This is a genomic window from Mangrovibacter plantisponsor (genome assembly GCF_003182475.1).
GTDB lineage: Bacteria > Pseudomonadota > Gammaproteobacteria > Enterobacterales > Enterobacteriaceae > Mangrovibacter > Mangrovibacter plantisponsor.
Window position 1 is genome coordinate 58,276 of sequence record NZ_QGTS01000012.1, and the last position, 14,963, is coordinate 73,238.

A 14,963-nucleotide genomic window follows, 5' to 3' on the forward strand; every position below is an offset into this window, starting at 1 on the left:
GTTCAGCAAAACTTATTGATTCGCTGGTTTTTTACCCACTCCTTGCACTCATCCTTTTTTATCACGCTGAATAACATTTTTTACTATTTATAAACATTTAACTATTGAGACGAATCCGATCGACGGCTCAGGGGTGGGATGACTACTATTAGCTCAGACTTATAAATCACATCTGGTTTATAAACATGAATCCCCTGAGTGAAACAACGAATTGCTGTGTGTAGTCTTTGCCCATCTCCCACGATGGGCTTTTTTTTGCTCTGGCAATTCATCTTACAGGGAGACGCAACACGCCACAGTCTGGTCGACAGGCATGTTGCTGTTCGTTTTACCCTGCGATTTCCTCTGTATGGCTTAACATACGCCAGTCACGCGTCAGGACAACCGGTTTATCTCCCGTAAGGCGAACCGTAACACACTGATGAATAGCTTCACTGCTGGTACCTAACATCAGTTCAAACTCACCGGGTTCAACCACCCTCTGGCCCATTTTATTGGTGAAATTCAGCATATCGGTTGGTAGTGAAATCGTTAACCGGGTAGCCGCCCCGGCAGCCAGCCTGACACGGTGGAATGCTTTTAATTCCTTCACCGGGCGCACCAGCGAGGCAACTTTGTCATGAACATAAAGTTGGATAACTTCACTACCAGTGTGCACACCGCGGTTGGTAACCGGTACAGTGATGTTAATAGTTCCTCCTTGTGCTGGCAGCGTTTCCTCTCGTAACTCAGCCGGGCCCATAACAAAATCCCCCCAGCCCAGGCCGTAACCAAATGGATAACGGGCGCCAAAATGAAATGCCAGGGGTGTGCCACCACTTTTCAGCTTGTGGTTATAGTAGTACGGCATCGCTCCGGCACTTTTGGGAGCAGATAGTACCAGGCGCCCTTCAGGCTCCCGGCTTCCTGCCAGAATGTCTGCAACAGCATGCCCGCCTTCCTGGCCCGGTGCCCACGCCATTAACAAAGCCGCTACCCGGTGTTCCAGCCCGCCCAGATGGTACGGACGCCCACCAGTCATCACAACAATAACCGGTTTCCCGGTGCTGACCAGCGCTTCAAGCAATGCCTGTTGCACGCCGGGCAATGCCAGGGTATCGGTATCCGAACCCTCGCCGCAGGTGCCGCTTTGAAACAAACCAGCCAGGTCACCCACACAGGCAATCACCACATCTGCCTGCTGAGCCACAGATACAGCTTCAGGAATTAAGCGGGTATCCTGCGAAACCGGGGACGACTGGCGGGGTTTCCCATCACTTTCGCCGGGAAAGACCGGAGCACCCGCCTGGCGGTGCTCAATAATGTGGCACCCTTTGGCGTAACTTACCCGGTTTTCACCAAACTGCTGGCGAATTCCGGCAAGTAATGTCACAACCTGTTCTGCCTGTTCCTGTGCGTCACTGATTATCAGATGTACCGGGAAACTGTAGCCACTCAGCAGAGCCAAAGGATCGTTTGCAACCGGGCCAATTACCGCCAGTGAAGGGGTATCTGTGAGTGGTAAAATGCCCTTGTTCTCAAGCAGAGTGACTGAGCGTGCCGCACATTCTCTGGCAAGGTGGCGTGTTTCCGGCTCCTGTAAAGCCAGCTTATCCAGATCTGCATAAGGGTGTTCAAACAGACCAAGCCGGAATTTTTCGGTCAACACACGAGTGACTATCTCATCAATCTTGCCCATGGTAATCAGGCCTTCAGCCACCGCTTCGGCAAGATGGCTGGCACAATCCGCTTTAGGGAGTTCAATATCCAGCCCGGCATTGAATGCCAGTGCAGCAGATTCCATGGGATTGTGGCTGACACCATGGTGCTGATGCAGCAGGCTCACACCACCGTAGTCAGCCACAATCAGCCCGTCAAAGCCCCACTGCTCACGTAACACTCTGGTAAGCAGGAAAGTATCACTGTGAGTGGGCTGGTTATCGATATCGTGGTAGGCGGGCATCACTGAACCGGCATTGGCAAGGCGTACCGCCATTTCGAAAGGCAGCAGGAAAGTGTCATTTAATTCGCAAAAACCGAGATGTACCGGCGCGTGGTTACGGGCGCCTTCGCTGAACGAGTGGCCGGCATAATGCTTCAGGGTTGCGAGCAAATCACGGTTTGGCCCCTGTAACCCCTTCACATATTGTGTCGCCATAACCCCAACTAAGTAAGGATCTTCACCAAAGGTTTCTTCTGTTCTTCCCCAGCGAACATCCCGGGAAACATCCAGAACTGGAGCAAGCCCCTGGTGGCAGCCAATAGCCCTTGCCTCGCGGCCAATAGCACTGGCAACCGCATTAATCAGTTGCGGGTCCCAGGTGGATGCGTAATTGAGCGGTGACGGAAATAACGTGGCATCTTTGCACAATACCCCCACCAGGCACTCTTCATGGAACAACGCCGGTATCCCTAACCGGCTCTCTTCCACCAGCGTTTTTTGCAGACGATTCGCCGCCATCACACCTTCTCTCGGTGAGATACTGTGGGTGCCAAGTGGGCGGGTTATTTGACCAATTCCTTTTTTCAACTGCTCTGCCAGAGCCATATGTTGCGTAGCACCTGAAAACGTGTCGCTCATATCCAGACGTTCTTTATGAAAACCTTCTGGCGATAACACCAGCCACATTGCCCCCATTTGGGCAAACTTTTCTTCGGGTGTCATCCGGGCCAGTAAGTCAGCCACCCGAGCCTCAACAGACTGGCGGGGATCAGTATAAATCGTCATGGGTTACTCCTGTATTGCCGGGTTTAAACCGGGTTCCGGGTTAGAAATATGCTGGCGTTTGGCGGCCAGTTCATTAGCGATGGCAGCAACTTTGCGGTTATTCAGTTGGTAAAAGCACAACAGTACGACGATGGAGAAAAACAGCGCGGCAGGAATGAAAGTAAATAGTGCGTTGATAGTATGCAGAACAGCCGGAGCCTGTACGGTGACATTAGCCTGGTAACTTACCATCCCAAGGATCCAACCAACGACCGCGCCTCCCAGTGCCAGCCCCATTTTGATGGCGAACAGCGCCGTGGAGAAGACCAGACCATCCAGCCTGCGGCCCGTGCGGTGTTCTTCATAATCTACGACATCTGACAACATAGCCCACTGCAGAGGGGTGGTAAGGTTCTGAACAAAGCTGAAAACAATATTCAGGGCCAGTATCCAGCCGATATACGCCGCAGGGATAAAAAAGATAGCGATACACGGCACCATAAAGGCCAGGGTAGTGCACTGATATGCTCTTACCCGGTCCACCCGGCCGAGTACCCAGCCAGACAGTAATGCCCCCGCCAACGCAGCTACCATCCCACTGACAATAAAGGCAAACGTCATGTCCGGGCGCATCAACAGATATTTGACGTAATACATCGTGGTAGACCCGCGCACCACAACCGCCGTCAACAACAGAATATTCAGCACAAATACCAAACGCCACTGGCTGTTTTTCGCCAGCGATTTCAGGTCAGCCAGCATACTGCCTGGCGTACTGCTTTCAGGTATATAGCGTTCACGCGTCATGGCAAAACAGCAGAAAAACAAACCAATCCCCAGTAAACCCATCAGGCTCATTGCCAGAAAGAAACCTTTCTGTTGATTACCCTGGCCCAACCACTCCATCAAGGGCAAAGCCAGTACAGTGACAATTAAGCCGCCGGTGAATGACAGGCCGAAACGCCAGGACTGCAAGGAATGCCGTTCGCCAGGATCCAGTGTTAAGGCACCGGGCATAGCGCAGTAAGGCACATTAATAGCGGAGTACACCAGGCTCAAAAGTGTATAGGTCACACAGGCATAGATAATCTTGCCCGTCGGCCCCACATCCGGGACATAAAACGTTATCAGGCAACTCACACCAAAAGGAATGGCAAACCACAGTAACCACGGGCGAAAACGCCCATGTCGGGTACGTGTTCGGTCAACAATGGCGCCAATACAAGGGTCAGTAATTGCATCAATGGCCCGCACCACCAGAAACATCGTGCCCATAATCGCGGCAGGTAACCCAAACACATCGGTATAGAACCAGGCCAGAAACAGCGTTGCTGTTTGCCAGACCAGCGCGCTGGCCATATCACCGAACCCATAGCCAATTTTATCTTTCAATGTAAGAACCGGCACAGTATTCATGATGCTCCACCTTTCGTCAGCGGGGCTCCTTAAGCCTTCATGTTGCAGGACCTGGGAGCCTGTTGTTTTTGTTGTTTGTGGGTAACACTCAGGTACGCGGTAACTATTTCGCAGCAGGCAAGAAACAACAATTGCCGAAATTTATCCGGCTATTATGTTTTTTTGCTTAAAAGGTATAAGTGTGAAGTGGCGCGAGGTGTGGAAAAGAAAAACGCCATGCAAATGCATGGCGTTTTACATAACAAGACAACGTGGCGGTTACTTGGCAAGTTCAGCCAGATTAAGCCAGGTTTGCACCACTGTATCCGGGTTAAGTGACAGGCTGTCTATGCCCTGTTCCATCAACCAGGCGGCAAAATCCTCGTGGTCAGAAGGCCCCTGCCCACAAATACCGACATATTTACCCTGTTTCTTCGCAGCTTTAATCGCCATAGCGAGCAGCGCTTTCACTGCATCATTACGCTCATCAAACAACTCAGAAACTACCCCGGAATCCCTGTCCAGGCCAAGAGCCAACTGAGTCATATCATTTGAACCGATGGAGAAACCATCAAAGTGCTCAAGGAACGCCTCTGCCAGCAGTGCATTTGACGGAATTTCACACATCATTATCACTTTCAGGCCATTATCACCCCGTTTGAGCCCCTGACTTGCCAGTTCATCAACCACAGCTTTCGCCTGGTCAACGGTGCGAACAAAGGGGATCATCACTTCAACGTTGGTCAGCCCCATCGTATTGCGTACACGCTTGACGGCCTCGCATTCAAGAGCAAAGCATGCTTTGAAATTCGGCGAAACATAGCGCCCGGCGCCACGGAAACCCAGCATCGGGTTTTCTTCATGGGGTTCATAACGTTCTCCCCCCACCAGGTTGGCATACTCATTGGATTTAAAATCTGACAAACGCACAATCACGCGTTTCGGCCAAAACGCAGCGGCAAGCGTGGCAATGCCTTCCGTTAGCCGGCCAACATAAAACTCAACCGGGGAATCATACCCTTTCATAAGCTCACGGATTTCTGCCTGCAATGCAGGTTCTTGCTGATCGAACTCAAGCAATGCCCGCGGGTGCACGCCAATCATACGGTTGATGATAAATTCCAGGCGAGCCAGACCTACACCTTCATTAGGCAGGCAGGCAAAGTCAAACGCCCGGTCCGGGTTACCAACGTTCATCATGATTTTCAAAGGTAAATCAGGCATGGTATCTACACTGGAACTGTTCACGGAGAAATCCAGCAGATCCGAATACACGTAACCGGTGTCACCTTCAGCACAGGATACCGTAACCCGCTGACCATTCTTCAGCCGCTCCGTTGCGTCGCCACAACCCACTACCGCCGGGATCCCCAGTTCACGCGCAATAATTGCTGCGTGGCAGGTCCGCCCGCCACGGTTTGTCACAATCGCGGCGGCCTTCTTCATAATGGGTTCCCAGTCCGGGTCGGTCATATCCGTTACCAGCACATCACCAGCTTCAACCCGGTTCATTTCACTGATGTCGTGGATAACCTTGACACTTCCCGCACCAATACGCTGGCCAATTGCACGCCCTTCCACCAGAACATTGCCCTGGGAATGCAGCGTATAACGCTCCATCACTTTGTTACGCGAGCGAACCGTTTCAGGGCGGGCCTGGACAATAAACAATTCACCGGTGTGGCCATCTTTCGCCCATTCAATGTCCATTGGGCGGCCATAGTGCTGCTCAATCAGCAGCGCCTGATGCGCCAGCGCTTCAACTTCTTCACGGCTCAGGCAATAAACCGACTGCTGCTCTGGTGCCACATCTTCAATGCGCACCTGCTTACCATGTTCCTGCGTTTCGCCATAGACCATGCGCACTTTTTTCGACCCCAGGGTGCGGCGCACAATAGCCGGACGCCCTGCATTCAGAGTAGGTTTATGCACATAGAATTCATCAGGGTTGACCGCGCCCTGCACCACCATTTCCCCCAACCCCCAGGCGGCAGTAATAAATACCACCTGGTCGAAACCGGATTCCGTATCAATAGAGAACATCACCCCGGAGGCCGCAAGGTCTGAGCGCACCATGCGTTGCACCCCGGCAGACAAAGCAACACCACGGTGGTCATACCCCTGATGTACCCGGTAGGAAATGGCGCGGTCGTTGAACAACGATGCAAACACATGTTTTACCGCAACCATTACGGCATCAATGCCCTGCACATTCAGGAAAGTTTCTTGTTGCCCGGCAAACGAAGCATCAGGCATATCTTCTGCCGTTGCCGATGAACGAACAGCAAAAGACGCTTTATCGTTATCAGCCGCAAGCTGGGTATAAGCGCCGCGAATCGCCTCTTCCAGTGCGGGTGGGAAGGGTGTTTCGACAATCCACTGCCGAATTGCAGAGCCTGCTTTTGCAAGTGCCTGCACATCATCTATATCGGTTTCATCCAGCAGAGCATAGATGCGCTGGTTGACACCACTTTGATCCAAAAACTGGTTAAAAGCATCGGCCGTTGTCGCGAACCCGTTAGGAACGCAAACCCCCGAACCGGAAAGGTTGGTAATCATCTCACCCAGGGAGGCGTTTTTCCCCCCAACCTTTTCTACGTCGTTCATGCCAAGCTGGTTATACCAAAGAACGAGCGGTGACACACCATGATTGGACATCGAAACAATCCTTTTTTGATTATGAACAGGTACAGAAATAATGGAAATGTTCAGGCTCATTCACTGATCTCTAATCAATCAGATGTTTCTATTGAGTTAGTGACAACACAAACAAAAACATCTTTCCAGAAATCACCAGCCGGACGCTGCTTATTTTGAATGGGCCACAAATTTAGTCTGGCACAATTATTGGAGAGTTAAAAACAGTGAATCGTTCAAGCAAATAAAAAACAATCATTTCAGAACAACCTTAAATAGATGAAATGCCCCAGACCAGGAAAATAAACAGCCGGTATTATTTGCACGCAAATCAACAGGATAAAAAATGAAACGCATCATTCATTTTTATTAAAAATACTGTTTCTCTTTTATTAAAGCTATAATTAAATTCTCAAAAAACCAGAATAAACAACGATCTATTTATTAGTTACCCTAAGCACCAACTATAGCACCCGTGGCTATTCTCATTTGCCCATGACAATTTTTCACATCCCGATTATAGGGTAACCGCTATGAAAACGTTGGCAGGACTATGGTAATGCACTCACCACGCAGCTCCGTGAGGAGTACGAGGAATTTCACGGGAAAAACTCACACCCTGAGAGGTTTTCCTTTATGCTTTATCCTGTAAAAACTACCAGGATACGCAAAGAGTGAATATACCAAACCGACATGTTTTTTATATTTCAGATGGTACTGCAATTACAGCGGAAGTGCTTGGTCATGCGGTAATGTCGCAGTTCCCGGTAAGCGTACACAGTGTAACCCTGCCATTTGTTGAAACAGAACTACGGGCCCGCGCGGTGAAGGAACAAATTGATGCTATTTACCAGCAAACAGGTTGCAGGCCGTTAGTGTTCTATTCCATTGTTTTGCCAGAGATACGCACCATTATTTTGCAAAGTGCAGGCTTCTGCCAGGACATTGTCCAGGCACTCGTCGCACCGCTTCAGCAAGAACTTGAAGTTGACCCGGTGCCAATCGCTCACCGTACACACGGGCTGAACCCGGCTAATCTTGGTAAATACGATGCCCGTATTGCCGCAATTGATTACACGCTGGCTCATGATGACGGTATCTCGATGCGCAACCTCGACCAGGCACAGGTTATTTTGCTGGGCGTGTCGCGTTGTGGGAAAACCCCCACCAGTCTTTATCTGGCAATGCAGTTTGGGATTCGTGCCGCCAACTACCCTTTTATTGCCGATGATATGGATAACCTGCGCCTGCCAGCAGAATTACAGCCTCTACGCTCGCGCCTGTTTGGCCTTACCATCAACCCCGAGCGGCTGGCCGCTATCCGAGAGGAACGCCGTGAAAACAGCCGCTATGCATCGTTGCGCCAGTGCCGTATGGAAGTCGCGGAGGTCGAAGCGCTTTATCGTAAGCATCAAATCAGGTACATCAACAGTACCAACTATTCCGTGGAAGAAATCGCAACCAAGATCCTTGATTTAATGGGACTGAACAGGCGTATGTACTAACAAACTAGTTCACTGGTACCTATTATTGTGACATACTGTGGGTTTAACTGCACAGCCAGTTTATCGATTTTGCTGAAGGCGGTATCGCCAACCAGCCCAGTATTGAGATTGTAAATGAATAAAACAGATGAATTGCGCATAGCGCAAATTGGCTTTCTGGTCACACCGGATGAACTTAGCCAGCGTTACCCGGTAACAGAGCCCCTCGCACACCATATTACACATTCCCGCCAACGTATTGAGCGTATCCTCTCTGGTAAGGACTCCCGGTTGCTGGTGATTGTCGGCCCCTGCTCAGTACATTCCCCTGACGCCGCACTGGACTACGCTCGCAGGCTAAAAATTTTGCGTGATCAGTACCAGGATACCCTGGAAGTAGTGATGCGCACCTACTTCGAGAAACCGCGAACTGTCATTGGCTGGAAAGGGCTGATTTCAGACCCGGACCTCAATGGTAGCTGCCGCGTAAATAAAGGCCTTGAACTGGCACGCAAGTTCTTGCATGAGGTCAATCTTCTTGGGTTACCTGCAGCAACGGAATTCCTTGATATGGTGGTTGGGCAATATATTGCCGATTTGATCAGTTGGGGAGCCATTGGTGCCCGCACGACAGAAAGCCAGGTACACCGTGAAATGGCTTCAGCGCTGTCCTGCCCGGTTGGTTTTAAAAATGGGACAGACGGTAATACACAAATTGCTATTGATGCCATTCGTGCCGCACGTGCCAGCCATATGTTTTTGTCCCCTGACAAACACGGCAAGATGGTAGTCTACCAAACCAGTGGTAATCCTTACGGGCACATAATTTTACGTGGTGGTAAACAACCCAACTTTTACCCTGAGGATATCGACGCGGCCAGCAGTGCACTGGGAAATTTCGAATTGCCGCAGCGGTTAGTGGTTGATTTCAGCCATGGAAATTGCCAGAAACAACACCGCCGCCAGTTGGATGTTGCTCAGAATATTTGCCAGCAAATTCGCGACGGTTCAACGGCAATTGCAGGTGTCATGGCTGAGAGCTTTATTGAACCCGGCAACCAGGCGATTGAGCCTGGTAAACCGTTAGTTTATGGCCAGTCCATCACTGACCCGTGCCTGGGCTGGGAAGATACCGAAACACTACTGGCCATGTTGTCCGATGCGGTGAAGCACCGGTTAAACAAACCCTGAAGCCATGCTGTCAGCTTGAACAGCTGACTTCAAGCCGCCTTCCCCAGTCGGGTGGGCGTTTTACATAATCATCCCCCCGGTCAGTGAACGGGTTGCGCAACACCGCAAGCAGGCGATTCATTTCGCCTGCATCACCTTGTTCTGCTGCTTCAATAGCACGTTGTGCCAGCCAGTTACGCAGCACCACGGCCGGATTGACAGCCTGCATCCTGTTCTGGCGTTCAGCATCATCCAGTGGCTCCATCTGTAAGCGCTGCCGGTAACGGGCAAACCACGAATCAAAGGCAGCACGGTCAATAAATTCATCACGCAGTGGTGACAGAGCCGATCCTTTCTCTGTATGGCTGAGTAACCGAAAAGTTCTTGTATAGTCACTCCCTTCCCGGGTCATTAAGCTAAATAACTCCGCCAGAAGAGGGTTATCTTCGGCCTGGACATGAGTGAACCCCAGTTTGGCGCGCATCTGGCTTGCCCAGGCCTGTTGCAAGTGCTGCCCATATGTGTCCAGTACCGTATTCAGTGTATCGGCGCTAATAAAGGGTGACAGCGTCTGCGCCAGGCGTTGCAGGTTCCACAGGCCAACTCCGGGTTGGTTTTCAAACGAATAGCGGCCCTGATAATCAGAATGGTTACAAATAAAACCCGGCTGGTAATCATCCATAAAACCCCAGGGGCCATAATCAATAGTCAGCCCCAGAATCGACATATTATCTGTATTCATCACACCATGAGAAAAACCGCAGCATTGCCATTGCGCAATTAGCCTGGCTGTGCGGGCAACCACGTCCTCAAACCATAACCGCCATTTATCTTGCTCCGGTTCATCCTGCAAATGGGGCCAGTGCCGCGCAACCACGTGCTCAGCAAGCCGCCGGACATTCTCTGGTTCACGCCGGTAATAAAAATGCTCAAAGTGACCAAAGCGCACATGGCTTTCGGCAAGGCGCATCATCATAGCACCTTTTTCAGGCCGCTCCCGGTATACCGGGGTTTCGCTGATAACCATGCTCAGTGCGCGTGTGGAGGGGATCCCGAGATAGTGCATCGCCTCTGAAGCCAGGCATTCACGCACGGTTGAACGAATAACCGCCCGGCCATCACCCATGCGTGAGAATGGCGTTAACCCGGCGCCTTTCAGGTGCCACTCAAGTTGCCGCCCGTCATCCAGTTGCTGTTCGCCCAACAACAGCCCGCGCCCGTCGCCCAGTTGCCCGGCCCAAACACCAAACTGGTGACCGCTGTATACCTGAGCAACCGGCAGCATGCCAGGCAGCAATGCTTCTCCGCCCCACACTCCGGCAGGCCCGCTATAGTTGAATAAATCATCTGCCAGCCCCAGTTCTGCTGCCAGTTCGCTGTTATGCCATAACAAACGTGCAGACAACAAAGGTTGTGGGGTGACTTGCTGCGAAAAGCCTGGCAATAAATCATGCCAGGCATGGGTAAATACAGGTTGTTCAGCCATAGGCCCTCCTGCCTATAGTGTAGTGGCAGTTGCGCCGGCTAAATACGGGCAATTATCAGGGGTATAAGGGATTACCATACAGCAACAACATCAGGTTCTCTGGTATTACCGGGGGCCAGAGCGCACCCTGCATGGCTGTAAACGGTAAAGGGCGAGTACGGGTAAAACTTTTTTCGTCATCAATGCCATTGATGACTAACCCATGGCAGGCAGAACCCACCTGGTTAAGGATGGCGTACATCACTGGAAGGAAAGAAGCCTTTTTAAGGCAAGACTGAATGAACTGCTTATCCAGCATAATGGCATTAAATTGCCGCTGAAAAATCAGCTGTCCTGAAGTATGACCAGCACCATAATTTAGCAATGCCAGTAAAAAGTGACGCTCAAGTGAGGAAAAAAGATTCGCTAAATAATGGTCGCCAGATGCAATAAATTGCTCTGTTATTCCCAAATGCAGCCCTGGAATACTGGTTAAATAACCGACAAGACTTTCATCCGATAAAATACAACGAGCACTATTCTGCTCAACCGGCATCCATATCACCAGACGATGCTTTAAAAACACAGACTGGCAACTGCGTAATAATGATACTTTTTCATCCAGAAGCTGGCTGTGCTGGAAGGGAGATAACCTGGTACTGACCAGAGCCTCAGGCATCTGTACGACGCCATCTTCAGTTACAAAGCGGGTGACCAGTTCAACGCCATACAGAGACCCATCGCTCCGCCTGAGTGGCTGGAACAAGCACTGAGAATAGTATGCGCACTCCAGAGTCACGACCATGGCAACAGTTCCACTACCCGGTGGTTTGCTTCATCCTGACTGAAACAGGGACAGAATTCAATCGTGTAACCGGTTTTCTCGCCACCCGCATTCTCCCCTGCAGGCATTCGGTTTTTTGCCGCAATTTGCAGCTAACAGAAGAAGCAGGCATTAAATTGAAGAGTGGCTGGCAGGTAAATAACAAAAAACAGCCACTGAGAACCGCAACCAATAACCCCGCATAAGGGCAAATGAAGGACACACAGTATTAGGATTTGTAACCTGAATTAAAAGTGTTTGTATTGCCACGAATGAGTTAAATGCGCCTGGCTTGCCAGTATTTCTCTCGCCAATAAACATTATTCAGAGATGAGCGCATAACACCATGGCTACTGGAGGCATGAATGAACTGATTATCGGTATCATAGATACCAACATGTAAACCTTCTTCACCAGAGCCGGTTTTAAAGAAAATCAGATCACCCGGTAATAATTCGTCTTTATCAATACGGGTGCCAATTTGTGCCTGAGCCCTGGTACTACGCGGTAGTTGAAGTGCAAACTGGTCACGAAAAGTTAATTGCACGAATGCTGAGCAATCAATACCTTGCCTGGATATTCCGCCATAACGATAAGGTGTTCCCCGCCATTCACTTAATTGTGAATCAAGCCTGGCAATAACCATAATAGGGTCAGATAACTGGCCCGCAGGTGCAGGCGCACGGTGGTGACTGCACCCAACTAATAATAAAGATAACAGGACAAGCCCCCATAATTTCATGACCGGCTGTTGCCTCCAGGCTATTTTCTACCAGTGTAATGTAGCTCTTCAGTATTTAATTTGGCAAGCATTTCAACTCGTTCAGGAACAAATAAGAACTTTATGGTTATCCACATCAAGCCGTCGAAATGGCAAAGCATAAACAGTATGCAAATGTTCGGGCGTTAACACTTCACTGGCCTTTCCCCTGGCTACAACGTCGCCTTTCAGCATTAACCAAACCTGGTGAGCATGTGCCAGTGAGTAATTAAGATCATGGCTGCTCATAATAATCGCCACCCCTTTTTGGGTGAGCTCATTAAGTAAATGCGTGAGAGCCGATTGCTGGGTAACATCAAGGCTGTTCATTGGTTCATCGAGTAATAACAGCCTGCCAGCCGGATTAATATCCGGGTGGATCTGAGCGATAACGGCAGCCAGACGCACCCGCTGCCATTCACCGCCCGATAGATTAGCAACTTGCCGCGGCAATTTGTCTGCCAGCCACAATGCATCAATAACCGGAGCCAGTTTTTCCAAAGGGGCACCATGAGCATGCAGTAACAGGTAGTGCCAGACTGGCATCGCAAACGGGGGAACTTGCTGTTGCGGCAACCATGAGCGCAGCATTCCAAGTTCAGGGCCGGACCAGGCAGACACAGACTGCCCGGCCAGTTTTACATCACCCGGCCCTTCGCTCATACCAGAAAGACGAGCCAGGAGAGTGCTTTTCCCTGCGCCATTTGGCCCCACCAGATGCAACCAACATCCCGGTGCAACCCCGGCCGATATTGGTGACAGCCGGCCTTTTTCCGCTACATGGTTTAACGACAGCAGTGACATCTATTGTTCCAGAGCACGTTCAATTGCAGCTACCAGTTCTGGCGCATCGGGCAGCATATCGGGAGAGAAGCGCCCGGCCACTTTACCTTGCCGGTCAACCAGGAATTTTTCAAAGTTCCACAAAATATCACCGGGCTGTTTTGGTGCCCGCCCTTTACTGGCCATTCGATCATAAAAACCGCTGCCTTGTGGTGCCTGAGCCACAGGAGCCAGAGCAATCAGCTTTTGGTACAACGGATGGCGACGCTCACCGTTAACTTCAATTTTGCTGAACATGGGAAAGGTGACACCATATGTGGTGCTGCAGAAGGCCTGAATCTCTTGTTCACTGCCAGGTTCCTGTTCCAGAAACTGGTTACACGGGAACCCCAGTACAGCAAACCCCTGGTCTGCATACCGTTTTTGTAAGGCTTCCAACTGCTCATATTGCGGTGTTAAACCACATTTTGATGCGACATTCACAATCAGCAAGACTTTCCCTTGCCAGGCAGTTAGCGTGCCGGGCTGCCCATCTATAGTTACGACATCAGTAGTAAGAACATCAGCCTGCATCGTTTTCTCCTTTATTCATGCCTGACTTTTAAAAGTAGCCAGATAAACAGAGGCGCGCCGAGTGACGCAGTGACAACACCAACAGGTAATTCGGCTGAAGCCAGTACCAGGCGGGCCACCATATCTGCAATTAACAATAACACGCCTCCCGCAAGTGCGCTGGCGGGAAGCAAGGTTTTATGGTCCGTTATGCCGCAAAGGCGTAACAAGTGAGGGATAACCAGACCAATAAACCCAATAGACCCGGCCAAAGCCACGCTGGCTCCTACCAGCCAGCCAGTCGCGACCACTAATACCCAGCGCCAGCGATGCAAAGCCAGCCCCAGTTGCCTGGCCGGAGTTTCGCCCAGCGCCAGCATATTCAAAGGCCGCCACTGGCGTATTACCCACCACAACACGGGTACTATCGCCAGCATGAAGCCTTTTGCCCGCCAGTCAACACCACCAAATCCGCCCATCATCCAGTACATTAACTGACGCAGGTCAGCACTGGTTGTGAAATAAACAGCCCAGGTCATTAGTGCACTGCAAATGATGCTCAGGGCAACACCCGCCAGTAATAAACGGCTGGTAGTGAGCCGCCGCCGGGCAAACCGCAACAACAATAATGTGATGAGCAGAGCCCCCACCATGGAACTGATTCCCAGAACCCAGTCAGGCATATGCCCCTGACCTAACAGCATTGCAGACACTAACCCCAGGCCTGCTCCATTTGAAACCCCCAGTAAACCGGGCTCGGCAAGTGGGTTATCAAATAATGCCTGCATCATTGTGCCGGAAACGGCCAGTGCAGCCCCAGTAAGTACAACAGCAACCATGCGTGGTAAGCGAATTTGCCAGACAAACAGCGTGTTATCTGCAGATAACCAGTGCCATGGCGATATCCAGCGCTCACCGCTGGACAAACTGATAACAGCCACAACCAACAGGACACTTAGCAAACCGGCCAGTACGTAACGCGCCCGCCGCTGTTGCTGCTCAACTAATGAGTGCATGTGCAAAAAAACGTTCCCAGTGAATAACCTGCCATGATTCTACGTGTTCACAGAATACAGGTGAAGCCTGCCGGGCACGGTTATCGTGTTTTAAGCTTTTTTTTACGCGCCTGCCCGCAACCGACTAACGCGAGCGGAAAAAGCACTGATTCAACACTGGAATGCGGATAAATTATTTTGCTTGATGCATTT

The 14,963-nt window shown here is 50.7% G+C and carries 11 protein-coding genes and 1 other RNA gene; 3 read left to right on the plus strand and 9 right to left on the minus strand.

From position 1 onward, the window contains the following. Positions 1–153 precede the first annotated feature (153 nt). Positions 154–259, plus strand: an RNA gene (gene rprA / locus DES37_RS18545) — antisense sRNA RprA. Between the two features lie 69 nt (positions 260–328). On the opposite strand, the gene DES37_RS18550 is transcribed toward rprA, so the two are convergent. The 3 genes from DES37_RS18550 to ppsA form a co-directional block, all read right to left on the minus strand. Further along, entirely contained in the window at positions 329–2,707 is a 2,379-nt protein-coding gene (locus DES37_RS18550) for a glycoside hydrolase family 3 N-terminal domain-containing protein (RefSeq protein WP_110027230.1), read from the minus strand. Positions 2,708–2,710: 3 nt separating this feature from the next. Then, on the minus strand, positions 2,711–4,102 hold the full coding sequence (locus DES37_RS18555) for an MFS transporter (RefSeq protein WP_110027231.1): 1,392 nt from the start codon (positions 4,100–4,102) through the stop codon (positions 2,711–2,713). Positions 4,103–4,360: 258 nt separating this feature from the next. Further along, positions 4,361–6,739, minus strand: a complete 2,379-nt coding sequence (gene ppsA / locus DES37_RS18560) for a phosphoenolpyruvate synthase (RefSeq protein ID WP_110027233.1) — start codon at positions 6,737–6,739, stop codon at positions 4,361–4,363. Positions 6,740–7,392: 653 nt separating this feature from the next. Here ppsA and ppsR point away from each other — a divergent pair. Both ppsR and DES37_RS18570 read left to right on the plus strand, forming a co-directional pair. Next, positions 7,393–8,223, plus strand: a complete 831-nt coding sequence (ppsR, locus tag DES37_RS18565) for a posphoenolpyruvate synthetase regulatory kinase/phosphorylase PpsR (protein ID WP_036108572.1) — start codon at positions 7,393–7,395, stop codon at positions 8,221–8,223. A gap of 114 nt (positions 8,224–8,337) precedes the next feature. Beyond that, complete coding sequence (locus tag DES37_RS18570; RefSeq protein WP_110027235.1) at positions 8,338–9,393, plus strand: 3-deoxy-7-phosphoheptulonate synthase; 1,056 nt, start codon at positions 8,338–8,340, stop codon at positions 9,391–9,393. Between the two features lie 10 nt (positions 9,394–9,403). On the opposite strand, the gene DES37_RS18575 is transcribed toward DES37_RS18570, so the two are convergent. From DES37_RS18575 to btuC, 6 genes are all read right to left on the minus strand, one after another. After that, on the minus strand, positions 9,404–10,858 hold the full coding sequence (locus DES37_RS18575) for a protein adenylyltransferase SelO (RefSeq protein WP_110027237.1): 1,455 nt from the start codon (positions 10,856–10,858) through the stop codon (positions 9,404–9,406). Between the two features lie 55 nt (positions 10,859–10,913). After that, on the minus strand, positions 10,914–11,642 hold the full coding sequence (locus DES37_RS18580) for an EAL domain-containing protein (RefSeq protein ID WP_110027238.1): 729 nt from the start codon (positions 11,640–11,642) through the stop codon (positions 10,914–10,916). Positions 11,643–11,937: 295 nt separating this feature from the next. Next, entirely contained in the window at positions 11,938–12,402 is a 465-nt protein-coding gene (locus tag DES37_RS18590) for an NlpC/P60 family protein (protein WP_036108567.1), read from the minus strand. A gap of 81 nt (positions 12,403–12,483) precedes the next feature. Then, on the minus strand, positions 12,484–13,224 hold the full coding sequence (gene btuD, locus DES37_RS18595) for a vitamin B12 ABC transporter ATP-binding protein BtuD (protein WP_110027242.1): 741 nt from the start codon (positions 13,222–13,224) through the stop codon (positions 12,484–12,486). Next, positions 13,225–13,776 (minus strand): glutathione peroxidase, encoded by a 552-nt coding sequence (locus DES37_RS18600; protein WP_110027244.1) that lies wholly within the window; start codon positions 13,774–13,776, stop codon positions 13,225–13,227. It abuts the gene before it with no gap. Positions 13,777–13,787: 11 nt separating this feature from the next. Continuing rightward, the gene (gene btuC, locus DES37_RS18605) at positions 13,788–14,771 is read right to left on the minus strand and encodes a vitamin B12 ABC transporter permease BtuC (RefSeq protein ID WP_036108559.1); all 984 of its coding nucleotides are present in this window, start codon (positions 14,769–14,771) and stop codon (positions 13,788–13,790) included. Between the last annotated feature and the right edge of the window lie 192 nt (positions 14,772–14,963).

Excerpts from the sequence above, each read along its gene's own strand:
- ppsA (WP_110027233.1), bottom strand. The coding sequence starts at position 6,739 with ATGTCCAATCATGGTGTGTCACCGCTCGTTCTTTGGTATAACCAGCTT.
- DES37_RS18590 (WP_036108567.1), bottom strand. The coding sequence starts at position 12,402 with ATGAAATTATGGGGGCTTGTCCTGTTATCTTTATTATTAGTTGGGTGC.
- DES37_RS18555 (WP_110027231.1), bottom strand. The coding sequence starts at position 4,102 with ATGAATACTGTGCCGGTTCTTACATTGAAAGATAAAATTGGCTATGGG.
- DES37_RS18550 (WP_110027230.1), bottom strand. The coding sequence starts at position 2,707 with ATGACGATTTATACTGATCCCCGCCAGTCTGTTGAGGCTCGGGTGGCT.
- DES37_RS18600 (WP_110027244.1), bottom strand. The coding sequence starts at position 13,776 with ATGCAGGCTGATGTTCTTACTACTGATGTCGTAACTATAGATGGGCAG.
- btuD (WP_110027242.1), bottom strand. The coding sequence starts at position 13,224 with ATGTCACTGCTGTCGTTAAACCATGTAGCGGAAAAAGGCCGGCTGTCA.
- DES37_RS18575 (WP_110027237.1), bottom strand. The coding sequence starts at position 10,858 with ATGGCTGAACAACCTGTATTTACCCATGCCTGGCATGATTTATTGCCA.
- DES37_RS18570 (WP_110027235.1), top strand. The coding sequence starts at position 8,338 with ATGAATAAAACAGATGAATTGCGCATAGCGCAAATTGGCTTTCTGGTC.
- DES37_RS18580 (WP_110027238.1), bottom strand. The coding sequence starts at position 11,642 with ATGGTCGTGACTCTGGAGTGCGCATACTATTCTCAGTGCTTGTTCCAG.
- btuC (WP_036108559.1), bottom strand. The coding sequence starts at position 14,771 with ATGCACTCATTAGTTGAGCAGCAACAGCGGCGGGCGCGTTACGTACTG.